The following is a 22653-nucleotide window of genomic DNA, read 5'->3' on the forward strand; positions in this document are numbered from 1 at the left end:
ATGCACCGCGAGAGCGCGTGTGCCGGCCCCGGCACGACACTCCACCGGCGCCCCGCCGCCTCCCCGTGTTCCTGCATGCACGACGAGTCGAGGATGCGTGACCAGTGACGAAGCAACAGGTTTACCCCATTCTGGGCATAGGTTTCGGGCCGGCGAACCTCTCCCTGGCCGTGATGCTCGACGAACTCGGCCGCCTGGCGGACGCTCACTTCATCGAGCGCTCGGATCGCTTCCAGTGGCAGGACGAACAACTCCTGCCCGGTGCGGACATCCAGAACAACCCGTTCCGCGACCTGGCCATGCAGCGCAACCAGGACAGCCCCCACACCTTCGTGAAGTACCTGGCCTCACGCGGAGCCCTGACCGACTACCTCCACCTGAACGCCAAGTTCCCCCTGCGCCGCGAATACGCCGGCTACCTCGCCTGGGTCGCCCAGGCGTTCTCCGCCTCGGTGGACTACGGGCACGGCGCCACCCGGCTCGGTCTCTTCGGGGACGAGGACGGGGGTGAACTGTTCTGTGTCGAGACCGGGCGAGGCAGGCGCTACCTCGGCCGGACCGTCGTCATCGGCACGGGCCGCTCCCCGCGCATCCCGGCCCCCTTCGCGGAGAGCGCGGGACGGACCGTCTTCCACTCCACCCGGTATCTGTCGTCCATCGGCGCCCTGAGGCACCAGGACATCCGGGTGGCGGTCGTGGGCGCCAGCCAGAGCGCCATCGAGATCGTGCTCGACCTGCTGGAACGCCCCAACGTACGCCAGGTCACGTCCATCCACCGGGGCATCGGCTTCCGGCTGAAGGACACCAGCCCATACAGCCGGCAGGTGTTCCTGCCGGAGTTCGTGGACTACTTCCACCCGCTGCCCGCCACGGTGAAACGACGCCTGCGCGCCGAACTGCGCTCCATCAACTACGCCGCCTGCGACCAGGACGTGATCGACCGGCTCGTCGGCGTCCAGCGCGAGTACGAGCTCACCGGCTCGGACCGCCTGCGCCTGCGGCCCTTCACCGAGGTCACCGGAATCGACGCCTCACCCCGCGACGGCGCCCACCGCCTGACGTTGCGCGACGTCAACCACCTCGCCCTCGACACCGTCGACGCCGACGTGGTCATTCTGGCCACCGGATTCAAGGACTTCGGCACCGGGCCGGGCGACGAGCCCTACCACCCGCTGCTCGAAGGCGTGGCCCACCGCCTGCCGCTGGACGAGGAGGGCGTCCCCGTGGTGGGACGCGACTACGCGATCGAACTCAAGACGACCGAGTCCAGCCCACGCCCCCTGAAGGTCTACCTCAACGGCCTGTGCGAGGCCAGTCACGGCATGGGCGACGCCGGAGCCCTGGCCATGCTGTCCGCGCGCGCCTCCGACATCGCCGAATCACTCCTGCTGCACGAAGCGCCCGAACCCCTGCGCCACCTGGCCGAACGGGTCCTGCGATGACCGCGGCCCCCGCCGCGGCGGATGTCGCCATCGTCGGCGGAGGGATCATCGGCCTGGCCACCGCCGAACGGCTCACCGCCCACGGCGCCTCCGTGATCGTCGTCGACGAGGCCGGAGCCACCGGCGGTGCCACCAGCGCCTCGGGCGGACTGGTACGCGCCTTCGAACCGGAGAGCGGACACGCCGCCTGGGCCGCCGAAGGCTGCGCCCGCTACCAGGCGCGCGGCTGGCGCGGCACCTGGCCCTCCGTGCGCGCCGACGGCAGCCTGACCCTGATCGACCACCACCGACTGGCTGAGGCGACGACCGCGCTGGAGACGGTCCACGCCGCCGGACACAAGACCGACATCCTCACCGCCGACGAGATCACCCGGCGGTTTCCCGGCCTCACCGTGCCCGGCCACCTGCTCGGCGTCCTCGAACCGCAGGCCGGATGGCTGCCGGCCGCGGACACGGTCCGGGCGATCCTGCGCGACGCGGGCGACCGACTGCGCCTGCGCACCGCCCGGGCCACCGGCCTGCTGCACTCCTCCTCGCGCGTCCTGGGCCTGCGCACCTCCACCGGCCCCGTGCACGCCGACGCGGTCCTGCTTGCCGCCGGGATCGGCAGCACGGCCCTGGCCGCGTCGGCGGGCGTGCACCTTCCGCTGCGCACCAGGGCGATCGGCTACTGCCTGCTGCGGACCGAGGCCCCGGCCGACCTGCCCACGGTGGTCGATCGCACCACCGGCGCGTGGCTGCGCCGATGGGACACCGGCGGCACCGTGCTGGCCGGTGTGGCCTGCGCACGCACCGGCGTCCCCGCCACCGTGCGCGCCGGCGTCCCGGCCGCCGAGGAGCACCGCGTCCGCGCCGTCGTCCGGCACCGCTGCCCGCAACTGGCGCACGCCCGCGCCGCGGGGGGCGTCACCGCCTACGACACCCTCGCGACGGACGGTCCGGGGGCGGTGACGGTCTGGCCGCGGCCCCGCGGGCTGGTCACCGCCGTCGGCTGGAACGGAGGCGGGTTCAAACTCGCCCCCGCTGTCGGCCGCCACGCGGCGGCCAGGATTCTCGAGGTGCTGAACCGGTGAACGACGCGACGGCATGGCGCCTGAACTCCACCGACGAGATGCTGCACCGGGCTGCGACGGACCTCGGCTCCTCCCGCGTCGTCCAGATCCTGTGGCGTCTTCCCGTGCCCGTTCCCGCCCGGGAGCTGCAGGCCGAATGGCGACGTCTCGACAGCGGCCTGCTCAGCCGCCGCGCCGTCCGCGCACACCTGCCCGGCGCCCGCCGCAAATGGGTGCCGGCCGCCAACACCCATCCCCTCCACCTGGACGACCGGCCCCTGACCGACGGCACCGCGCCCCAGTGGATCGACACCCAGGTCCGGGTGCCGCTGGCCCCGGACTCCACGGAACTGTGGCGTCTGGCCGCCGCTCCCCACCACGAGGGCAGCCTGGTCTCCCTGACCGTGCCCCACTTCCGCAGCGACGGTCTGGGCCTCCTCAACGCGATCGCGGCCCGCACCCCCGCACGCCGGCCGCGCGGACCGTGCGACAGCGACGCGGCCGAGGCACTCGGCCAGGCGGCCCGCGCCGTCGCCCAGTCGGCGGGCTGGCTCCTGCACCTGGCCCACGACCCCCGCCAACGCGCGCTTATCGGCGCCGCGCTGCGCCGTCCCCCCGCCGCGGCCACCCCGCCGGCGCGGCCCCAGTTCTTCAGTACGGCGATCTTCACGGTGGATGCGGCGCGGTGGCAGGAGTGCGCCCGCGGCCATGGAGGGACGGACAACACCCTGTTCCTGCAGATCGCAGCCAACCTCGTCCGGGCCCGCGTGCCCCGCGCGGACCGTGACGGGATCCGGGTCGGCATCCCGACGAGCCTGCGCCACGAGGCAGACGACGAGCGGGCGAACGCCCTGGTCGTCGTACCGCTCGGCATGCCCGGCGGTCCCGCGAGCCACGGCGGTCTGAGCGACACCCGGCAGGCGGCGAAAGCACTGCTGCGGGACACCGGCGCCCACAGCGCCACACTCGTGCCCGAACCGCTGTGGCACCTGCTGCCCGCCCGTCACGCCGCCGCCCTGAAGAACCCCGGAGCGCAGCAGACCGATGTGGTGGCCTCGAACTTCGGGCACGCGTCGGACGCCGTGATCCACTTCGCCGGCCACCCGGCCGACTCCGTCGCCGTGCGCACCATGAACGTGCCCGGACTGGTCCCCGACAGAGCCCGGCTGCGGGCGTCGCTGTGCCTGTTCCGCGTGGGACACCGGATGACGGTGACCGTCACCGGCATGCCCGCCCACTTCGGCGACTCCGCCTCCCTGCACCGGCTGGTCGCCGAGGAGTTCGCGGCATGGGGGCTGACGGCGCGGCCGTGGTGGTCCACCACGGCCCACGAGACGAGGAAAGGCTGACCGATGCCCGTGCCCCGGCGACCCGCCGACCCCGAACGCTGGTTCCGTACCCGCCCCGACTCCTCCGAGCTGGAACGCCCCCGACTGCTGGCCCGTTCGCTGATCGACGTCGCCGAGCTGGACGAGGACATCAGCCACTACGAGCGCCTGCTGGGGACGCCGGCCGACCTGCGGATGCCCATCCCCGACTTCGGCGGGCTGGAGCTGGCCGCCGTGGGCGGTCTTCTGCTCATCGCCAGCGCCCGTGCCTTCACACCGGTCCAGCGGCAGACCGCCTACTCCCTGATCGTGCCGTCGCTGGAGGCGCAGCTGGACCTGCTCGAGGGCACCGGCACCGCCGTCCTCGAACCGCCCGAGCCCATCCTGCCGGGAGCCCGGGCCCGGGTCCGCTACCCCGACGGGGCCCTGGCCGAACTGGTCGAACACCGCCCCTGGGACGGCGAACGCCCTCGACCCGCGGCCTTCGGCGCGGCACGCACCGACCTCCCGGCCACCGGCATACGGCTTCTGGCCCGCCGCGCCGTGGAGGACGCGGACTTCCTCGACACCGTCCGGCTCTACGAGACGCTCCTGCAGGTCCCCGCCGTCGCCCGCCCCCGGCTGACCGGGCCCTTCCCGGCACGGACGGCGATCGTGGGAAACCTGCTCCTGGTCGGTCTGCCGGCACCGGTCCCGCACGGTGCCCCGCAGCCCCGGGCGGCCCTGATCGTGCCCGCCACGCAGGGCCACACCCCCGAGGCCGCCGTGCTCGCCGGGGGCCTGACGGCCGAGGTCTGGAGCGAACACCCCGCCGGCGCCCCCCGTGCGCCGCGACCGGCGCAGGCGCGGACGGGGGCGGGGCATGGCTGACGCCGCCACCGCACTCGCGGAAGCCGCGGGTGCGGTACGCCGTGCCAAGGAGGTTCGGCGGCTGGAGCGGGTCGTCATCCGCTTCGCCGGCGACTCCGGTGACGGTATGCAGCTGACGGGTGACCGGTTCACCTCGGAGACGGCGGCGTTCGGCAACGATCTGTCCACGCTGCCGAACTTCCCCGCCGAGATCCGGGCGCCGGCCGGGACGCTGCCGGGGGTGTCGTCGTTCCAGCTCCACTTCGCCGACCACGACATCCTCACTCCCGGGGACGCGCCCGACGTGCTGGTGGCGATGAATCCGGCCGCGCTGAAGGCGAACCTGCCCGACCTGCCGCGGGGCGCGGAGGTCATCGTCAACACCGACGAGTTCACCCGGCGGGCGATGGCCAAGGTCGGCTACGCGGCCAGCCCGCTGGAGGACGGCTCGCTGGCGGCGTACCGGGTGCATCCGGTGCCGCTGACGACGCTGACGCTGGAGGCGCTGAAGGACTCCGGGCTGGCCCGCCGGGACGCCGAGCGGGCGAAGAACATGTTCGCGCTGGGCCTGCTGAGCTGGATGTACCACCGGCCCACCGGGTCCACCGAGTCCTTCCTGCGCCGGAAGTTCGCCAGGAACCCGCAGGTGGCCGAGGCGAACGTGGCCGCCTTCCGGGCGGGGTGGAACTTCGGGGAGACCACCGAGGACTTCGCCGTCTCCTACCAGATCGCCCCGGCGTCGGCCGCGTTCCCGCCGGGCACCTACCGCAACATCTCCGGCAACCTGGCACTGTCCTACGGGCTGATCGCCGCGTCCCGGCAGGCGGACCTGCCGCTGTATCTGGGCTCCTATCCGATCACCCCGGCCTCGGACATCCTGCACGAGCTGAGCCGCCACAAGAACTTCGGGGTGCGCACCTTCCAGGCCGAGGACGAGATCGCCGGGATCGGGGCGGCGCTGGGCGCCGCCTTCGGCGGGGCGCTGGCGGTGACCACCACCTCCGGCCCCGGGGTGGCGCTGAAGTCGGAGACGATCGGGCTGGCGGTCTCCCTGGAGCTGCCGCTGCTGATCGTGGACATCCAGCGCGGCGGCCCCTCGACCGGGCTGCCGACCAAGACCGAGCAGGCCGACCTGCTGCAGGCGATGTACGGGCGCAACGGCGAGGCGCCGGTGCCGATCGTTGCCCCGGCCACCCCCGGTGACTGCTTCACCGCGGCGCTGGAGGCGGCCCGGATCGCGCTGGCCTACCGCACCCCGGTGTTCCTGCTGTCCGACGGCTATCTGGCCAACGGCTCCGAGCCGTGGCGGATCCCGGAGCCCGGCGAGCTGCCCGACCTGCGGGTACGGTTCGCCACCGGCCCCAACCACACCCTGGCCGACGGCACCGAGGCCTTCTGGCCGTACAAGCGCGACCCGCAGACCCTGGCGCGCCCCTGGGCCGTGCCGGGCACGCCGGGCCTGGAGCACCGCATCGGCGGCATCGAGAAGCAGGACGGCACCGGCCACATCTCCTACGACCCGGCCAACCACGACCTGATGGTCCGCACCCGCCAGGCCAAGATCGACCGGATCGAGGTGCCCGACGCGCCCGTCGACGACCCCACCGGCGACGCGCGGGTGCTGGTGCTGGGCTGGGGCTCCACCTACGGGCCGGTCACCGCCGCGGTGCGCCGCCTGCGCGCCGCCGGCGAGAAGGTCGCCCAGAGCCATCTGCGCCACCTCAACCCCTTCCCCGGCAACCTCGCCGCGGTGCTGGACCGCTACGACAAGGTGATCGTCCCCGAGATGAACCTCGGACAGCTGGCCACCCTGCTGCGGGCGGAGTACCTGGTCGACGCCCAGTCGTTCACGCAGGTCACCGGCCTGCCGTTCAAGGCCGAACAGCTCGCCACCGTTCTGAAGGAGGCCATCGATGGCTGAGACCACACCGCCGGCGCCCGCCGTCGAGGCGCTCTCCCTGGTCCCCAAGGCCGACGGCCGGCAGACCATGAAGGACTTCAAGTCCGACCAGGAGGTCCGCTGGTGCCCCGGCTGCGGCGACTACGCCGTCCTGGCCGCCGTCCAGGGCTTCATGCCCGAGCTCGGCCTGGCCAGGGAGAACATCGTCTTCGTCTCCGGCATCGGCTGCTCCTCCCGCTTCCCGTACTACATGAACACCTACGGGATGCACTCCATCCACGGCCGCGCCCCGGCCATCGCCACCGGCCTGGCCTCCTCCCGCCCGGACCTGTCGGTGTGGGTGGTCACCGGCGACGGCGACGCGCTGTCCATCGGCGGCAACCACCTCATCCACGCCCTGCGCCGCAACGTCAACCTGAAGATCCTGCTGTTCAACAACCGGATCTACGGGCTCACCAAGGGCCAGTACTCCCCCACCTCCGAGATCGGCAAGATCACCAAATCGACGCCGATGGGCTCCCTGGACGCGCCGTTCAACCCGGTCTCCCTGGCGATCGGCGCCGAGGCGTCCTTCGTGGCCCGCACCGTCGACTCCGACCGCAAACACCTCACCGGCGTGCTGCGCGCGGCCGCCGCCCACCCGGGCACCGCCCTGGTGGAGATCTACCAGAACTGCAACATCTTCAACGACGGCGCCTTCGAGGCCCTCAAGGACCGGGAACAGGCCCGGGAGGCCGTCATCCGGCTGGAACACGGACAGCCCATCCGCTTCGGCGCCCCCGCGGCCGACGGCCTGGGCACCAGGGGCGTGGCCCGCGACCGGGCCACCGGAGACCTGAAGGTGGTCGACGTCACGGCGGAGGGCACCGACGGCGTCCTGGTCCACGACGCCCACACCGCCTCCCCCACCACCGCCTTCGCCCTCTCCCGCCTCGCCGACCCCGACACCCTGCACCACACCCCCATCGGCGTCCTGCGCGACGTGCGCCGCCCGGTCTACGACACCCTGATGACCGAGCAACTGGAACAGGCCGTCGTCCAGCACGGCAAGGGCGACCTCGGCACCCTCCTGACCGGCAACGACACCTGGACCGTCGTGTGACCGGGCAGCACCCCGTTCCCTCCACCGTATCCGGAGCCGTTGATGACCTATGTGATCGCCCAGCCGTGCGTGGACGTCAAGGACAAGGCGTGCATCGAGGAATGCCCCGTCGACTGCATCTACGAGGGCCCGCGCAAGATGTACATCCACCCCGACGAGTGCGTCGACTGCGGGGCCTGTGAGCCGGTCTGCCCGGTCGAGGCCGTCTTCTACGAGGACTCCCTCCCCTCCCGATGGGGGGACTACACGACCGCGGACCGGGACTTCTTCACCGACGTCGGCTCGCCCGGCGGTGCCGCCGCCCAGCCCCCGCTCGAGACCGACCACCCCGTGGTGGCCGCCGAGCCGTCCGACCGGTCCACCCGGTGACGCACCTCTGCGCCGCCCCTGACGAATCGAGTCCCCTGATGGACAAGCCCGTCGTGCTGCTCGCCGAAAACCTGGCAACGGCCACCGTGGACGCCTTGGGCCCGGATGTGGAGGTCCGGCGCTGTGACGGAGCCGACCGCGCCGCCCTGCTCGCGGCGGTGGGCCGGGCCGACGCGCTGGTGGTGCGCTCCGCCACCCGTGTGGACGCCGAGGTGCTGGCCGCCGCGCCTCACCTCAGGATCGTCGCGCGGGCGGGGGTGGGACTGGACAACGTTGACGTCGACGCCGCCACCCGGGCGGGCGTCGCCGTCGTCAACGCCCCCGCCTCGAACACCGTCACCGCCGCCGAGCTGGCCTGCGGCCTGATCATCTCCCTGGCCCGCCATATCCCCCGGGCGGACGCGGCCCTCAGGGCGGGGGAGTGGAGGCGGAGCAGATACGTGGGCGTGGAACTGGCCGGCAAGACCCTCGGCGTCGTGGGCCTGGGGCGCATCGGCAAGCTGGTGGCACGGCGGATGGCGGCCTTCGACATGAGGATCGTCGCCCACGACCCGAACCTGTCCGCGCACCAGGCGGAGCAGGCGGGGGCCGAGCCGCTCCCCCTGGACACCCTGTTCGAGACGGCGGACTTCATCACCGTGCACCTGCCCAGAACCCCGGAGACGATCGGCCTGATAGGCCGCGACGAACTGAGGAGGGCCAAGCGGGGTGTGCGGATCGTCAACGCCGCACGGGGAGGCATCGTGGACGAGCAGGCGCTGGCCGAGGCTCTGCGGGAAGGACACGTGGCGGGCGCGGGCCTGGACGTCTTCGCCGTCGAACCCTGCACCGACTCACCGCTGTTCGGCCTCGACACCGTGGTGGTGACCCCACACCTCGGCGCCTCGACCGTCGAGGCCCAGGACAAGGCGGGCATCGCCGTCGCGCACGCCGTACGGCGCGCCCTGGCGGGTGAGCTGGTCGCCGACGCCGTGAACGTCCACGGTGGGGCCGTCACGGAAGAGGTCCGCCGGCTCCTGCCACTGGCGGAGAACCTCGGCAGGATCTTCACCGCTCTCGCCGGCGGCCTGCCCCCGGCCGGTCTGCACGTCGAGGTCCGCGGAGAGATCACCCGGCACAATGTCGCAGTGCTCGAACGAGCCGCCCTCAAAGGAGTGCTGACGGGCCTCGGTGACGCGACGGTCACGCCGGTGAACGCCCCGCTGCTGGCCCGGGAGCGGATCCACGACGTGTGGTTCACCACGAGTTCGGAGTGCGCCCGCCACCGTGACGTGGTCATCGTGCGCGGAACGCTCCCCGACGGCCGTGAGGTCGGTGTCTCCGGCACGCCGGCCGGACCCCGGCAGGCCGGCAAGCTGGTCGGCATCGGCGATTACGACATCGAGCTGGGCATCACCGATCACATGGTCTTCCTCCAGTACAAGGACATGCCCGGCATGATCGGCACCATCGGGCGGATCCTGGGGGAGGCCGGGATCAACATCGCCGTCATGCAGGTCGCGCGGATCACCGAAGGGGGCGAGGCGGCGGTCGCCCTGACGGTGGACAACGCGGTCCCGGCCGCCGTGCTCGACGCCGTCGGCGAGGCCATCGGCGCTAGCTCGGCCCACTTCGTCGATCTCACCGCCTGAACCTCGCTTCCCGGACCGTCGGGTAGCGGTGCCGGCGGCGCGGCCCGAGCGCAGGCACCGCCACCCGACGGTCACGGAGGCGGGTGTCCGGCCGTGCCGCGCGCCTTCGGGGAGACGCCGTCGTTCACGGGGCGCCCGTCGGCCGGCCGCCGGAGGAGGCGGCCGCCGCCGCTGCGATCGACCGAGGCGCCCCGACGACGTCGCGGGTGGGCATCTCGTTGATCGGATGGTCGCCGGTGGCCCACAGGTGCTGCGCGGCGTAGCCGCGCCACGGCTGCCACGCGGCGGCGTGGCGGGCCAGTGCTGAGGGGGCGGTCGGCAGGGCCAGCCCGCCGGCCGCCGCTTTGATGCCGAGGTCGGTGGCGGGGAAGGCGTCCGGATCCCCCAGCGCGCGCATGGCGATGGTCTCCACCGTCCACGGCCCCACCCCGGGCAGGTCCTCCAGCCTGGCGCGGGCCTCCCGCCAGTCGCTGCCGGTGCCCAGGTCGATGTCGTCCGAGGCCAGGGTGTTGATCAGGGTGATGAGGGCGTCCTTGCGCTTCTGCGGCAGCGCCAGGGCGGCCGGGTCCAGACCGGCCAGGGCGGCCGGGGCGGGGAACAGGTGGGTGAGTCCTCCGCCGGGATCGCAGACGGGTTCGCCGTGGGCGGCCACCAGGCGCGCGGCGTGGGTGCGCGCGGCTGCCGTGGAGACCTGCTGACCGAGCATCGCCCGAACGGCGAACTCCTTGCCGTCGACGGTCTGCGGGATACGGCGGCCGGGGTTCTTGCGGACCAGGGGGGCCATGACCGGGTCGCGCCCCAGCAGATCGTCGATCGCCACCGGGTCGGCGTCCAGGTCCAGCAGACGGCGGCAGCGGTTGATGGCGGTGGTCAGGTCCCGCAGATCGGACAGGGCCAGCGTGCACTGGATGTACGGGGCCCCGGTGGGCTGGAGTTCGGCGACCCCGTGTCCGTGCGGCAGGCGCAGGGTGCGCCGGTAGACCCCCGAACGCCACTCCTCCACGCCCGGCACCGAGGTGGCGACCAGATGTCCGAACAGGTTGTCCGGACACAGGGGGGCGCGGAACGGCAGCCGCAGGGACACCGCGCTCGTCACGTCCGCCGGACGGCCGCGGCGGCGCAGCTCGGTGGGGGACAGGCCGAACACCGCGCGCACGGTGTCGTTGAAGGTGCGGACGGAGGAGAACCCGGACGCGAAGGCCACGTCCGCCATGGGCAGGGTGCTGGTCTCGATGAGCAGCCGCGCCGCCTGGGCGCGCTGGGCCCGGGCCAGCGCGGCGGGCCCGGCCCCGACCTCGGCCTGCAACTGGCGCTCGACCTGGCGCGTGGAGTACCCCAGCCGTGCCGCCAGCCCGGCCACTCCCTCCCGGTCGACGATCCCGTCCTTGATCAGCCGCATGGCACGGGCCGCCAGGTCCGCCCGCTCGTTCCACTCGGGCGAGCCCGGTGTCGCGTCGGGCCGGCACCGCTTGCAGGCCCGGAACCCGGCCTGCTGGGCGGCCGCGGAACTGGGGTAGAAGCTCATGTGCTTGGGCTTGGGCGGCACCACCGGGCAACTGGGCCGACAGTAGATCCTGGTGGTCAACACCGCGGTGAAGAACCAGCCGTCGAACCGAGCGTCTTTGGACTGCACCGCCCGGACACATCGCTCCACATCTTCATGCATTCGCCCAGCATGCCCCGGTGGCCGAGGCCAGGCTGGCAGCTTTGCGACATGACCCCCGCGGCCCGTCCGTCCGCGTCCGCGCCTCCTTCGCCCCCGACCCGGGACGGCCGGCGAAGACGGTGCGGCAGAACGAGGCGAACGCCGTGGCGCGCCGGGTCGGAAGGATGCCGGAGGGCCGCGCCAGCCCGACGGGGAGCGGGGCGACCTCGTCGGCGATGGGACGTATCCGCACGGCACGTCCCTCGTAGCTGATGTCCGGGACGGGCCGCTGGATGAGCAGGGAGTACCCCGCGCCGCGGGCGACCAGGCTGCGCACCAGCTCGAAACTCTCGGTGCGGTGGCGGACGACCGGTCTGACCCCGGCGTCGGCCATGACCTCGCTGAAGTAACGGCGGCTGGGCGGCACGTCCAGCATGATCATGTCGTGGTCGGCGAGATCGGCCAGACGGATCACCTCCCGGTCGGCCAGCGGGTGCTCCCGGGGCAGCAGGACATGCGGCACGGTGGAGTAGAGCCGGTCGAAGACGATGCCGGGCTCGGTGTCGACCCCGTACAGCAGGGCCAGTTCGCACCGGCCCTCACGCAGCAGCCGCTGCAACTCGTTCAGGGATCCCTCCAGGAAGTCCAGGGTGACATCGGGGCAGGCGGCCGGGAACTCCTCCAGCAGCCGGGGCAGCAGGAACGGCGCCAGGGTGGTGAAACACCCGACCACCAGTCGGCCGGCCGCGGTCTGCCCCACCTCCCGCATGTCCGACCGAAGCTCCTCGCTGCGGGCCAGCAGGGCGCGGGCCTCCGGAAGGAACAGCCGGCCGGCGGCGGTGAGGGTCAGCCCCTTCGCCTTGGCGCGGATCAGCAGCTGCACCCCGAGGTGGTGCTCCAGTTCCCCGATGCCGGCCGACACCGCGGACTGCGAGACGTACAGCCGCTGCGCCGCCCCTGTCATCGTCCCGGTCTCGGCTGCCGTCACGAAATAGTCCAGCTGCCGCAAACTCATCCGGTCAGGCATCAGAAAAACCTCGATTGGTGTCCAGGTTATTCACGTTTTCAAGGGAGTCGGTGATGGGTGAGACTGGAGGCCGCCGAACCCAGGAGGTTCCGTTATGGAGAACGCGATGGCGTGCCCGGTCAATCATGAATTCGATCCGCTGGGCGAGGCCTATGTCGCCGATCCCTATCCGATCCTGTCCGCCGTGCGCGAGGAAGGGCCGGCATTCTACGCACCGGCCATCGACATGTGGGTCATAACCCGCTTCGACGACATCCAGAGCGCCCTGATGGATCCGAAGACGTTTTCCGCTGCGGTCGGGCAGCGCCCGGTGTTCCCCCTGACCGGGGAGGCGCGGTCCATCATCAAGGAGGGATTCCACGCCTATCCGGTGATGTCCGACTGCGACCCCCCGCGCCACACCCGCATACGCCGGCACAACCAGAAAGGTTTCTCCGCGCGGCGGATCTCGGTCCTGGAGCCGAAGGTGTGGGCGAAGGCGACCGAACTGGTCGACGCGATCGAGCCCGGTGTGGTCGACCTGGTGTCGGCGCTGACCTACCCCCTGCCCGCATACATGATCTTCACGTTCATCGGGTTCCCCGACGAGGACATGGACATGTTGAAGTCGTGGTGCGGCAACCGCATCGCCTTCAGCTGGGGAAAGCCCACCCCCGCCGAGCAGCGCGACATCGCCAACAACATGGTCAACTACTGGAAATACTGCGAGGAGTTCGTCGCCAAACGCGCGGCCGACCCCGTGGACGACTTCACCAGCGACCTGATCCGGATCCACCAGGACGATCCCGAGAGCCTCTCGATTCCGGACATCACGAACGTCGCCTACGGGCTGAGCTTCGCCGGGCACGAGACCACGACCAGTTTCACCGGCAACGCCGTCCGCAGACTGCTCGCCAACCGCCGGCAGTGGGACGACCTGTGCGCCGACCGGTCCTTCATTCCCCAGGCCGTCGAAGAGGTGCTGCGCTACGACAGCAGCATTCCGGCCTGGCGCCGCATCACCACCGGGAAAGTGACCGTGGGCGGGGTCGAAATCCCCGCGGACGCGAAGGTGCTCCTGCTGCTCGGGGCGGCCAACAGGGATCCCGGGCACTTCGGGGACCCCGAGACCTTCGACATCCACCGCGACGACGCCCGCAAGCACCTCGCCTTCGGGCAGGGCATCCACTACTGCATCGGTGCCGCGCTCGCGCGTATGGAGGCGCGGATCGCCCTCGACCTCCTGGCCCAGCGGGCACCCGGGATGCGCATGGTCGAGGACCAGGACTTCGACTTCCCCGCCAACGTGTCCTTCCGCGGCCCCCGCAAGCTCCTGGTCCACTGGCCCGAGTGACGGGCTCCGGCCGCCCGTGCCCTCGAACCGCCGCACGTGCCCCGGACCACCCCCCGGCCGCCGGTCCTCGCGCACCCCGAGGACCGGCGGCGTCCGCGCGCGGTCGGTGTTCACCGGCGCCGGCCGACCAGCAGCGTCTGCACCACACGACCGCAGTCGCCGGCCGTGTCGTCCAGGCGCCCCACGGCCAGCCCCGATCCGTGCGGGCTGGCGTCCGTGGCCGACCGCAGGCACAGCCACTCGCCCACCGGGTCGCGGTGCAGGGCGAGTGTGACATCGGTGTTGATGACGAGCCGGCGGTGGTGGTCCAACTCGAAGGCGACCGCCCAACTGCTGTCCGCCACGGTCAGCGCACGGGTGAGCGGTGTGTCCTCGCACCCGGCCAGCAGCGGGATGAGCTGACGCGCCCAGGCCGTGCCGGGCCCGGGGGTGTCGAATCCCGTGCCCGGCTCGAAGCGCCACTCCATGGCCGCGATGTAGCCCGCCAGGTGCGCGCCGGCCATGGTGTGCTCCGGCTGGGCCCCGGGCAGGGGCGGCGCGGGGGCCGCTGAGCGCAGGGACGGCGTGTCCGGCGGGCTGGCGGCCATCCGCCACGCACGGGCCAGCATCACCGTCTCCCCGCCCGAGTCGATCTCCCCTTCCAGCAGCTCCACATGACGGCCCGAGCGCACGGTCCGGACGCTGACACGGAGGTCGGCGACGGGCACCGGACGCGGCAGTTCCACCGTCACCCGGGCGATCCGGAAGCCCGGCCGTGGCTCGTGCAGTTCCATCGCCCTTCCCAGCAGGGCCGAGGGCGGCCCGCCGTGCTGCCACTTGGGGCTCCAGGGTCCCGCGGTGGCCGGACCGCTCGCATAGCGGCCGTGTCCCAGATCGTGGTAGAAGGCCTCCGGCAGGACGGCCGGAGTGGAGGGGTCCGCGGTGTTCACAGGGTGTGCTCCTCATCGACGACGGACTCGGACGTGGTGCCGGCCGTGACCCGGCCGGCCTGACCTGGGCGACGCACGTGTGGACGCCGCGGGTGCGCCCGCGGCGTCCCGGCCCGGTCTCCGGGCCGCGGGCATCAGTGTCCCGGGGCGACGGGGACGCCCGCCGGCCTCACCCCTGTGTCCTATCCCGGGTGCGGAACCACCGCCGGTAGGACTCGGGCGGAACCCCCACCGTGCGGCCGAAGTGCCGGCGCAGGGTCGCGGCCGTGCCCATGCCGGTCTGAACGGCGATCTGCTCCACACTCAGACGTGTGGTCTCCAGGAGGCGCTGGGCCAGCTGGACGCGCTGCGCCAGGAGCCACTGGAGGGGGGCCATCCCCGTGCTGGCGCGGAAGTGGCGGGTCAGGGTGCGGCGGCTGACGTTGGCCTGCTGCGCCATGTCGTCCACCGTCACCTGGCTGTCCAGACGCTGCGCCACCCATGACAGGACGTCGGTGAGGATACGGTCCTCGCCGACGGGCCCGGAAGGGGCGGGCGGGTGCGCCGCCCTTTCCGCGGCGGCCCGGGGAGGCATGACGAGGCGGTGAGCCAGGGCCTTGGCGACGGCCGCACCGTGGTCGAGCCGCACCATGTGGAGGAACAGGTCGAGACTGGCGGCCTGGCCGGCGGAGGTGAGGATGTCCCCCTCGTCCACGTACGGCGCGGCCAGATCCACCCTCACCCGCGGGTACTGGGCGGCCAGGGCGCCGACGTGGGCCCAGTGCGTGGTCGCCCGCCGTCCCTCGAGTAGACCGGCCGCCGCGAGGATGAAGGTCCCCGTGTGGGTGGCGACGATGCGCGCGCCGGCCTCGTGGGCGTCGCGCACCGCACCGACCAGAGCGGCGGGGGGCGCCTGCCGCACGTCCGACAGGGCCGGAACGACGACGGTGTGCGTCGCGGTCAACTGTTCCGGACTGCAAAGTCGTTCGACGCGGCAGGTGTCGCAGCTCTGTGTGTCGTCCATGACGTGGACGGCGAAGTCGTACCACGGATCCGCCAGATAGGTCCGGTCGACGCCGAAAATCTCACGTGCCGCCGAGGCGTCGAGACCTGAGATCCCCGATGCGAGAAGTAGGGCCACAGAAATCGGCATGATCCATACCGTCGCCTTCGCGTCTTCCCAGGTCAATGCTTTCTTGCCGAAGTAGTACACAAGTGCGACCGCGTGGAGGCGGGTTCGGGGAAGTGCTTCCCGGAGGCCCCGGACGGGCCGCGGCCTCCGGCGCGCTTCTGCGCCCGCCCCCCGGAATCCGCCGGAACGGGAGCAAACCGAACCGCTCCGGAGGGCGGGGGGGGGGACCGCCGACTTGCCCAAGTCTCCCATGGCTGCGGTTTGCTCGCCCGACAGGGGCCGCTACTGCGAAGTTCTGGAACCGGATCCCCTGACCAGCGGTGATGATCCGGCGGCGGTTCGGCGGGTCCGCGACACCACCTTCGTACCGCAAGGGTGATGTCGCGGATCCGCCAGCCTTCGTCGCCCGGAGCCTGCTGAACTGATCACGCAACGACAGGCCCTTCACAGGATGGAACCCATGGCCTCGACAAACACCGCCGTCACGCACCACCCCGGCGGAACCGGCCTGCCGGCCCGGTCCCCGCTGGTCGGATGGCTGGCCGTGGTCTCGGTGATGCTGGGAATCTTCTCGATCGTCACAACCGAGATCCTGCCGATCGGCCTGCTCACCATGATCGGATCGAGCTTCACCATCTCGGACGGGATGGCGGGCCTGATGATGACCATGCCCGGTTTCCTCGCGGCCGTCTCCGCACCGGTGGTCACCGTGGCGACCGCGCGTATCGACCGCCGCCTGATGCTGTGCGTGTTCATGCTCCTGCTGGCCGGGGCGAACTTCCTGGCCGCCGTGGCATCGGACTACTGGCTCGTCCTGCTCTCCCGGGTCGTCGTCGGCATCGTCATCGGCGGCTTCTGGTCGATCGGTGCCGGACTGGCCGAACGCCTGGTGCCCGCGGAGTCGGTCGGCCGTGCCACGGCGGTGATCTTCTCCGCGGTGCCGCTGGGTTCGGTGCTCGGCGTGCCGGCCGGTACCTTCATCGGCGACCTGGCCGGATGGCGCACGGCGTTCGTCGTCATGGGCGTGCTGACGGTCGGTGTGCTGGTCATGCTGATGCTGGTCATGCCGCCGCTGCCGCCGGACCGGGCAACCCGCCTGAGCGTGCTGCGGGGCATGTTCGGCAACGTCAACACGCGTTTCGCGCTGCTGCTGACCTTCCTGGTCGTGCTGGCGCACTTCGGCACCTACACCTACGTGACGCCGTTCCTGGAGCAGGTCACCGGCATCGGCCCCCAGATGATCACCGTCTTCCTGCTGATCTACGGCGCCGCGGGCATCGCCGGGAACTTCCTGGGCGGAGCCATGGTCGCCCGCCGTCCCCGGGCCGCCTTCGGCACCGCCGCGGGCATGATCGCGGTCGCCGCCCTGCTGCTGCCGGTCCTGGGGCGCTGGGAGCTCGGCGTCGTGGCCCTGCTGGTCGTCTGGGGCGTCGGGTACGGCGCGGTCCCCGTCTCCTCCCAGACCTGGTTCGCCAAGGCGGCCCCCGACGCGCCCGAGGCGGCCTCGGTGCTGTTCACCGCGTCCTTCCAGGCGACGATCTCGCTCGGTGCGCTGGTGGGCGGCTTCACCCTGGACCGCACCTCCCCCTCCACGGTCATGACCCTCGGCGGCATCACCGCCACTCTCATGGTCGTGGCCGTGGGGGCCCACTTCGCCCGGCGTCTGACGTGGTCGGACGGCGTCTGACCACCACAGGGGCCCCGGGCACCCCCGAACCCCCGAAACGCCCCGGAACTCGCCCGGTCGCACGGTGCGCGGCCCCTGGGCCGGCCGGCCCAGGGGCCGCGAGCGACCACACCAAGGAGAGGACAACGTACATGTGCGGAATCGTCGGTTGGGTGGATTTCGAACGTGATCTGTCCCAAGAGCGCGCCACCGCGGAGGCCATGACCCGGACGATGGCCTGCCGCGGCCCGGACGCCGAGGGGGTCTGGCTCGACCGCCACGCGGCCATCGGCCACCGCAGGCTCTCCGTCATCGATCTGGAGGGCGGAAGGCAGCCGATGCTCTGCGAGGAGGGCGGTCTCCCCCCGGTCGTGCTGACCTTCAGCGGCGAGATATACAACTACCGGGAACTGCGCTCCGAACTCGCCTCCCGCGGCCACCGTTTCCGGACCCAGAGCGACACGGAGGTCGTCCTGCGGGCCTACCTGGAGTGGGGCCAGGACATGGTCGGCAGGCTGAACGGCATGTTCGCCTTCGGTATCTGGGACGCCCGCCGCGAGGAACTGGTCCTGGTCCGCGACCGCCTGGGCGTCAAGCCGCTCTATTACCACCCCACCCCCAACGGCGTCCTCTTCGGTTCCGAGCCCAAGGCGATCCTGGCCAACCCGGAGATCCCCCGCCGTGTGAACGCCGACGGGCTCCGCGAGATACTGGACATGGTCAAGACCCCCGAGCACGCCATCTTCACGGGCATGTCGGAGGTCCGCCCCGGGCACCTGGTCCGCGTGCGCCGCCAGGGGCTGAGCAAGCACCGGTACTGGGCGCTCGAGGCCGTGGAGCACACGGACTCCCTGGACCGGACCGTGCGCACCGTCCGGGAACTCCTCGAGGACATCGTGTCCCGGCAGCTCATCTCCGACGTCCCGCTGTGCAGCCTCCTGTCCGGCGGACTGGACTCCTCGGCCGTCACCGCGCTCGCCGCCAAGGCCTTGAAGGACCAGGGCGCCGGCCCTGTCCGCTCCTTCTCCGTCGACTTCGTCGGAGCCGCCGAGAACTTCGTTCCCGACCCGCTGCGCAGCACCCCTGACGCTCCCTTCGTGCGTGACCTGGCCGAACTCGTCGAGGCCGATCACAGGGAGATCCTCCTGGACAGTGACGACCTCAGCGACCCGGCCGTCCGCGCCGCCGTCCTGGGGGCCACCGACCTCCCCCCGGTCTGGTACGGCGACCTGTGGCCCTCCCTCTACCTGCTCTTCCGGGCCGTCCGTGAGCGCTCGACCGTCGCCCTGTCCGGTGAATCGGCCGACGAACTCTTCGGCGGCTACAGCTGGTTCCACGACCCCGAGGTCCTCACCGCCGAGACCTTTCCGTGGCTCACCACCACCCCCGGCCCCTTCTACGACGGCACCCCGCTCTTCGACAAGGGCCTCATCGGAAGCCTCGACATACCCGGCCGCCGGCGCGACAGCTACCACGAGGCGATCGCCGAAGTCCCCGCCCTCCCCGGCGAGACCGGTCTGGAGAAGCGGATGAGGGAGCTCAGTTACCTCAACCTCACCCGCTTCGTGAACACCCTCCTCGACCGCAAGGACCGCATGAGCATGGCCGTCGGCCTGGAGGTGCGGGTCCCCTTCTGCGACCACCGGCTCGTCGAGTACGTCTTCAACGCCCCCTGGTCCATGAAGACGTTCGACGGGCGAGAGAAGAGCCTGCTCCGTGCCGCCACCCGCGACATCCTGCCCAAGTCCATCGTGGAACGGGTGAAGGCGCCCTACCCGAGCACCCAGGACTCCGGTTACGAGAAGAAGCTGCGCGACCGGCTCGCCGAGATCATCTCCAGCGGCGACGCCCCCATCCTCCCCCTGCTCGACCTGGACCGGGTACGGGACCGCCTCAACCGGCCCGTCAGCTCGGAGAGTACGCAGATCACCCGCATCGATCTGGAGGTTCCGCTCTCGCTCAACGCCTGGCTCGAGTCCTACGACGTCACCCTGGACCTGTGACCGGACCCCGCTTCGGAAGCCATCTCCGCACGGTCCCTTCGCACCCGTCGGCCGTGACCGGCCCGCGGAGCTGAGACCGCCCGGCGGCCCCGCGCCCTTCCCCCGTACCAGCGGGGCCGCCGGGCACCACGACGTCGCACGGGCCCGTTCCCCCGGGCCCCTGCCGAGAGGAGGCACACCGTGTCCCCGCCCACCACCCCCCTGGGACCCGCGACCCCGCGGACGCCGCACGAACCCCGCGCCGGCGAGCGGCCGGAGGACCGCCGGTCCGCCGAGGCCGCGGCCCTCGCCGACCGCATACACCTGGACATCGGCGCGCTGCACGGTCTCGACCTCGCCGACACCGCCCCCGCGCCGGTCTTCCGGGTGGCCGACCACGTCGCGACCGCGCCCCGGGAAGCCGCCGATGCAGCCCTATGAGCTCACCCTCACCGACGCGGCCGCGGCCATAGCGGCGAAGGACCTCTCGCCGGCCGAACTCACCGACTCGGTCCTCCGGCGGTGCGAGGAGACCGAAGGCACCCTCAACGCCTACGCCACCGTCACCGCCGAAGCCGCCCGGGCGTCGGCGGCACAGGCCGAACGGGACATCCTGTCGGGGCGGTACCGCGGCCCTCTCCACGGCATCCCCTTCGCGCTCAAGGACATCATCGACGCGTCCGGGGTGCCCACGACGGCCGGCTCCCGCGTCTGGGCCGACCGCCTCCCCACGCGGGACAGCGCTGTGATGGAACGCCTCACCGCGGCGGGCGCCGTACTGGTCGGCAAGACCCACACCCACGAGTTCGCCTACGGCCTCATCACCCCCCAGACGGCCAACCCATGGCACACCGGCCGGATCGCCGGCGGATCCAGCGGCGGCTCGGCGGTCGCGGTGGCCGCCGGCTCGGCCACCTTCTCCATGGGAACCGACACCGCCGGCTCCATCCGGGTCCCCGCGGCGCTCAACGGCGTCGTCGGGCTCAAACCCACCTACGGCCTCGTCTCCCGCCACGGCACAGCGCCCTTGTCCTGGTCCCTGGACCACGTCGGGCCCATCACCCGGAGCGTCCGCGACGCCGCCCTGGTACTGGACGCGGTCGCCGGCCGCGACCTCCGGGACCCGGCGAGCATCGTCTCGCCCAACCTCCACCGCGGGCGCGGACGATCCGCCGATCTGCGGGGGCTGCGCGTCGGGATCCCCCGGAACCACTTCTTCGACAACGTCGCACCCGAGGTGGAGGAGGCGGTGCGGGCCGCGGTCGAGCGCATCGCGGAACTCGGCGCGACACCAGTCGACATCGAGGTCCCCCTGACCGAGTACCTCCTGCCCACCCTGTGGGGCCACATGAGCCCCGAGGCGGCCTCCGCCCACGAACACCACCTCCTGCACCACGCGGACCTCTTCGGCGAGGACGTGCGGACCCTGCTCGAGGCCGGACGGCTCATCCCGGCCGGCGACTACCTGCGGGCCCAGCGTTCCCGTACCCTCATCCGCCGCGCCTGGCGGGAGATGTTCGAAACCGTCGACGTGCTCGCGACACCGACCGTCGCCTGCACGGCGACCGGACGCGGACAACCCGCGGTGCGATGGAGCGACGGCTCCACGGAGACCGTCACCGACATGTACGTCAGGCTCACGGCACCGGCCAATGTCACCGGCCTTCCCGCGCTCTCCGTGCCGATCGGGTTCGACGACAGCGGCCTGCCCGTCGGACTCCAGCTCATCGCCGGTCAGCTCGCCGAACCCGACCTGCTGCGCATCGGCACCGCCTACGAGACGGCCCATGACAGCAGCGGCCACCTGGCCGGGGTGAGGTGAAGGCCGGAGAGGCCTTCCACCGGCGGCCCCGGTTGACCGCGCCCGCTCCCGCGCCGCGCGTGGAGTGCCGCTGGAAGCAGAAGAACAGCACCGCGACCGGAATCGCCGACAGCGGTGCGTCCGCCGGCTTCAGCGGGTACTGCGTGCCCGGGCCCGGACCGCCCGCGACGAAACCGGCCGGCCCGGTGGTCAGTCTCTCGGCCGTCGGCCAGACGCACGTGGAGACCGCGGCGCCGCTGTCGGTCGGTTCGTGAGAGCCCTCGCCGGACGCGGTCGGCGTACCTGAACGGGTACGTCGCAAGCGTCCGGTCTGCCACCTCCACCGGGGCTGCCGCGGGCCGCGCGGAACGGGAAGGGTCGGTCACGCGGCCGCGGCCGGGCCGCGTGACGACCGCCGGAGGGACGCATGTCCGACGCATCAGAGCCGACCGCCCTCCCCGCACCGCCGGGACCGGTCCCCTCCGGCCCGCCGGCGGTCCCCGTGCGGCGGGGCTCCACCACCGCGGCGCCGACCGGTGACGCCGCGCCGGCGGTACCCCGCCATGCCTCCGGAAGTCCGCCGGGCGACCCGAACCGGCCGGAGCGGAAGCCAGGACGCAAGCCAGGACGGAAGGAACCACATCATGGTGACGGCCACCGGCCGGCGGTACGAGACCGCCGCCGACCGCGCGCTGACCTACGACGACTACCTGGGACTGACCACCCTCCTCGGCCTGCAGCGACCGCTGAGCACCCACCCCGACGAACTGCACTTCATCGTCGTGCACCAGTCGACGGAGCTGTGGTTCAAGCTCCTCGCGCACGATCTGCGGCGGATCGTCGGATTGCTGGACGCCGATCGCCTCCCGGAGGCCTGCACCGTCATGCGCCGGGTCAACGGCGCGATGACCGCGCTGCTGGCCCAGATGCGCAGCCTGCGGGATCTGCCACCGCACAGCTTCCACGCCTTCCGCGGTCTGCTGGGGGGAGCCAGCGGCTTCCAGTCCGGGCAGTTCCGCGAGCTGGAGGTGTGTTCGGGGCTGCGGGACGAAGGCTATCTGCGCGATCTGCGCGCCGTCTGCGGCGGCGCCCTTCCCGGGGCCGTCGTCCGGAGCCTGGGGCAGCGCAGCGTCGCCGAGGCCCACCGGGACGCGGCCCGTCGTGCGGGGCTGGGCGACTGGTCCGCGCTGTACACCGAGGAGCGCGCCGCCACGACGCTGTACGTCCTCAGCGAGCAGCTCATGGACTACGACGAGCTGTGGCTGCGATGGCGTACCGAACACGTCGCGCTGGTACGGCGCGTGATCGGCGGATCCACCCGGGGAACCGGGGGTACCGCGATCGACTATCTGGAGCGCACCCTGCGTCACCGCTTCTTCCCGTACCTGTGGGAGTCGCGCGACACGCTCGCCGCCGCCCCGGCCGGCGAGGAAGGCCCAAGAGGCGGGACCGCCGGATGACTCCCGGCACTCGGGCCCGGAGACCG

The 22653-nt window shown here is 72.1% G+C and carries 19 protein-coding genes; 15 read left to right on the plus strand and 4 right to left on the minus strand.

Annotated elements, in window-relative coordinates; genetic code table 11:
• Window positions 1-104: 104 nt before the first annotated feature.
• The 8 genes from ACGRHY_RS25740 to serA are packed head-to-tail and all read left to right on the plus strand — an operon-like array spanning window position 105 to window position 9673.
• Entirely contained in the window at window positions 105-1442 is a 1338-nt protein-coding gene (locus tag ACGRHY_RS25740) for a SidA/IucD/PvdA family monooxygenase (protein WP_394637686.1), read from the plus strand.
• Entirely contained in the window at window positions 1439-2515 is a 1077-nt protein-coding gene (locus tag ACGRHY_RS25745) for an NAD(P)/FAD-dependent oxidoreductase (protein ID WP_394637687.1), read from the plus strand. The genes ACGRHY_RS25740 and ACGRHY_RS25745 overlap by 4 nt, the downstream gene beginning before the upstream one ends.
• Window positions 2512-3843: a hypothetical protein gene (locus ACGRHY_RS25750; protein ID WP_394637688.1), complete on the plus strand. Its 1332-nt coding sequence runs from the start codon at window positions 2512-2514 to the stop codon at window positions 3841-3843. The genes ACGRHY_RS25745 and ACGRHY_RS25750 overlap by 4 nt, the downstream gene beginning before the upstream one ends.
• A gap of 3 nt (window positions 3844-3846) precedes the next feature.
• The gene (locus tag ACGRHY_RS25755) at window positions 3847-4692 is read left to right on the plus strand and encodes a VOC family protein (RefSeq protein ID WP_394637689.1); all 846 of its coding nucleotides are present in this window, start codon (window positions 3847-3849) and stop codon (window positions 4690-4692) included.
• Window positions 4685-6592 (plus strand): 2-oxoacid:acceptor oxidoreductase subunit alpha, encoded by a 1908-nt coding sequence (locus tag ACGRHY_RS25760; RefSeq protein WP_394637690.1) that lies wholly within the window; start codon window positions 4685-4687, stop codon window positions 6590-6592. Before ACGRHY_RS25755 ends, ACGRHY_RS25760 begins: the two co-directional genes overlap by 8 nt.
• Window positions 6585-7673: a 2-oxoacid:ferredoxin oxidoreductase subunit beta gene (locus ACGRHY_RS25765; RefSeq protein ID WP_394637691.1), complete on the plus strand. Its 1089-nt coding sequence runs from the start codon at window positions 6585-6587 to the stop codon at window positions 7671-7673. The genes ACGRHY_RS25760 and ACGRHY_RS25765 overlap by 8 nt, the downstream gene beginning before the upstream one ends.
• 42 nt (window positions 7674-7715) lie before the next feature.
• On the plus strand, window positions 7716-8042 hold the full coding sequence (fdxA, locus tag ACGRHY_RS25770) for a ferredoxin (protein WP_394637692.1): 327 nt from the start codon (window positions 7716-7718) through the stop codon (window positions 8040-8042).
• Window positions 8043-8077: 35 nt separating this feature from the next.
• The gene (gene serA, locus ACGRHY_RS25775) at window positions 8078-9673 is read left to right on the plus strand and encodes a phosphoglycerate dehydrogenase (protein ID WP_394638203.1); all 1596 of its coding nucleotides are present in this window, start codon (window positions 8078-8080) and stop codon (window positions 9671-9673) included.
• A 124-nt stretch (window positions 9674-9797) separates the two neighbouring features.
• On the opposite strand, the gene ACGRHY_RS25780 is transcribed toward serA, so the two are convergent.
• Window positions 9798-11339, minus strand: coding sequence for an AlkA N-terminal domain-containing protein (locus ACGRHY_RS25780; RefSeq protein ID WP_394637693.1), 1542 nt, complete (start codon window positions 11337-11339; stop codon window positions 9798-9800).
• Window positions 11332-12333 carry a LysR family transcriptional regulator gene (locus ACGRHY_RS25785; RefSeq protein WP_394637694.1) on the minus strand — a complete coding sequence of 334 codons (1002 nt, stop codon included), beginning with the start codon at window positions 12331-12333 and terminating at the stop codon, window positions 11332-11334. Before ACGRHY_RS25785 ends, ACGRHY_RS25780 begins: the two co-directional genes overlap by 8 nt.
• A gap of 106 nt (window positions 12334-12439) precedes the next feature.
• Between ACGRHY_RS25785 and ACGRHY_RS25790 the strand changes: the two genes are divergently transcribed.
• Window positions 12440-13678 (plus strand): cytochrome P450, encoded by a 1239-nt coding sequence (locus ACGRHY_RS25790; RefSeq protein WP_394637695.1) that lies wholly within the window; start codon window positions 12440-12442, stop codon window positions 13676-13678.
• A 110-nt stretch (window positions 13679-13788) separates the two neighbouring features.
• On the opposite strand, the gene ACGRHY_RS25795 is transcribed toward ACGRHY_RS25790, so the two are convergent.
• Both ACGRHY_RS25795 and ACGRHY_RS25800 read right to left on the minus strand, forming a co-directional pair.
• Window positions 13789-14607 carry a thioesterase family protein gene (locus ACGRHY_RS25795; RefSeq protein WP_394637696.1) on the minus strand — a complete coding sequence of 273 codons (819 nt, stop codon included), beginning with the start codon at window positions 14605-14607 and terminating at the stop codon, window positions 13789-13791.
• A gap of 169 nt (window positions 14608-14776) precedes the next feature.
• Window positions 14777-15739, minus strand: coding sequence for a GlxA family transcriptional regulator (locus ACGRHY_RS25800; RefSeq protein ID WP_394637697.1), 963 nt, complete (start codon window positions 15737-15739; stop codon window positions 14777-14779).
• Between the two features lie 439 nt (window positions 15740-16178).
• On the opposite strand from ACGRHY_RS25800, the gene ACGRHY_RS25805 reads away from it, so the two are divergent.
• From ACGRHY_RS25805 to ACGRHY_RS25830, 6 genes are all read left to right on the plus strand, one after another.
• Window positions 16179-17405 carry an MFS transporter gene (locus ACGRHY_RS25805; RefSeq protein WP_394637698.1) on the plus strand — a complete coding sequence of 409 codons (1227 nt, stop codon included), beginning with the start codon at window positions 16179-16181 and terminating at the stop codon, window positions 17403-17405.
• A gap of 131 nt (window positions 17406-17536) precedes the next feature.
• Window positions 17537-19387: an asparagine synthase (glutamine-hydrolyzing) gene (asnB, locus tag ACGRHY_RS25810; RefSeq protein ID WP_394637699.1), complete on the plus strand. Its 1851-nt coding sequence runs from the start codon at window positions 17537-17539 to the stop codon at window positions 19385-19387.
• A 180-nt stretch (window positions 19388-19567) separates the two neighbouring features.
• Window positions 19568-19807 (plus strand): hypothetical protein, encoded by a 240-nt coding sequence (locus ACGRHY_RS25815; RefSeq protein WP_394637700.1) that lies wholly within the window; start codon window positions 19568-19570, stop codon window positions 19805-19807.
• Window positions 19794-21188, plus strand: a complete 1395-nt coding sequence (locus ACGRHY_RS25820; protein WP_394637701.1) for an amidase — start codon at window positions 19794-19796, stop codon at window positions 21186-21188. The genes ACGRHY_RS25815 and ACGRHY_RS25820 overlap by 14 nt, the downstream gene beginning before the upstream one ends.
• Window positions 21185-21442: a hypothetical protein gene (locus ACGRHY_RS25825; RefSeq protein WP_394637702.1), complete on the plus strand. Its 258-nt coding sequence runs from the start codon at window positions 21185-21187 to the stop codon at window positions 21440-21442. Before ACGRHY_RS25820 ends, ACGRHY_RS25825 begins: the two co-directional genes overlap by 4 nt.
• 369 nt (window positions 21443-21811) lie before the next feature.
• Window positions 21812-22627 (plus strand): tryptophan 2,3-dioxygenase family protein, encoded by an 816-nt coding sequence (locus ACGRHY_RS25830; RefSeq protein ID WP_394637703.1) that lies wholly within the window; start codon window positions 21812-21814, stop codon window positions 22625-22627.
• Window positions 22628-22653 lie beyond the last annotated feature (26 nt).

Origin of the sequence: Streptomyces shinuiensis, from assembly GCF_043660855.1 — a bacterium.
Taxonomy (GTDB): Bacteria; Actinomycetota; Actinomycetes; order Streptomycetales; family Streptomycetaceae; genus Streptomyces.

Bases quoted from the DNA above. Each gene is read 5' to 3' on its own strand.
- fdxA (WP_394637692.1), top strand. From the start codon at position 7,716: ATGACCTATGTGATCGCCCAGCCGTGCGTGGACGTCAAGGACAAGGCG.
- ACGRHY_RS25785 (WP_394637694.1), bottom strand. From the start codon at position 12,333: ATGAGTTTGCGGCAGCTGGACTATTTCGTGACGGCAGCCGAGACCGGG.
- ACGRHY_RS25780 (WP_394637693.1), bottom strand. From the start codon at position 11,339: ATGCATGAAGATGTGGAGCGATGTGTCCGGGCGGTGCAGTCCAAAGAC.
- ACGRHY_RS25755 (WP_394637689.1), top strand. From the start codon at position 3,847: ATGCCCGTGCCCCGGCGACCCGCCGACCCCGAACGCTGGTTCCGTACC.
- ACGRHY_RS25805 (WP_394637698.1), top strand. From the start codon at position 16,179: ATGGCCTCGACAAACACCGCCGTCACGCACCACCCCGGCGGAACCGGC.
- ACGRHY_RS25760 (WP_394637690.1), top strand. From the start codon at position 4,685: ATGGCTGACGCCGCCACCGCACTCGCGGAAGCCGCGGGTGCGGTACGC.
- ACGRHY_RS25800 (WP_394637697.1), bottom strand. From the start codon at position 15,739: ATGCCGATTTCTGTGGCCCTACTTCTCGCATCGGGGATCTCAGGTCTC.
- asnB (WP_394637699.1), top strand. From the start codon at position 17,537: ATGTGCGGAATCGTCGGTTGGGTGGATTTCGAACGTGATCTGTCCCAA.
- ACGRHY_RS25790 (WP_394637695.1), top strand. From the start codon at position 12,440: ATGGAGAACGCGATGGCGTGCCCGGTCAATCATGAATTCGATCCGCTG.
- ACGRHY_RS25830 (WP_394637703.1), top strand. From the start codon at position 21,812: ATGGTGACGGCCACCGGCCGGCGGTACGAGACCGCCGCCGACCGCGCG.
- ACGRHY_RS25745 (WP_394637687.1), top strand. From the start codon at position 1,439: ATGACCGCGGCCCCCGCCGCGGCGGATGTCGCCATCGTCGGCGGAGGG.
- ACGRHY_RS25820 (WP_394637701.1), top strand. From the start codon at position 19,794: ATGCAGCCCTATGAGCTCACCCTCACCGACGCGGCCGCGGCCATAGCG.
- ACGRHY_RS25765 (WP_394637691.1), top strand. From the start codon at position 6,585: ATGGCTGAGACCACACCGCCGGCGCCCGCCGTCGAGGCGCTCTCCCTG.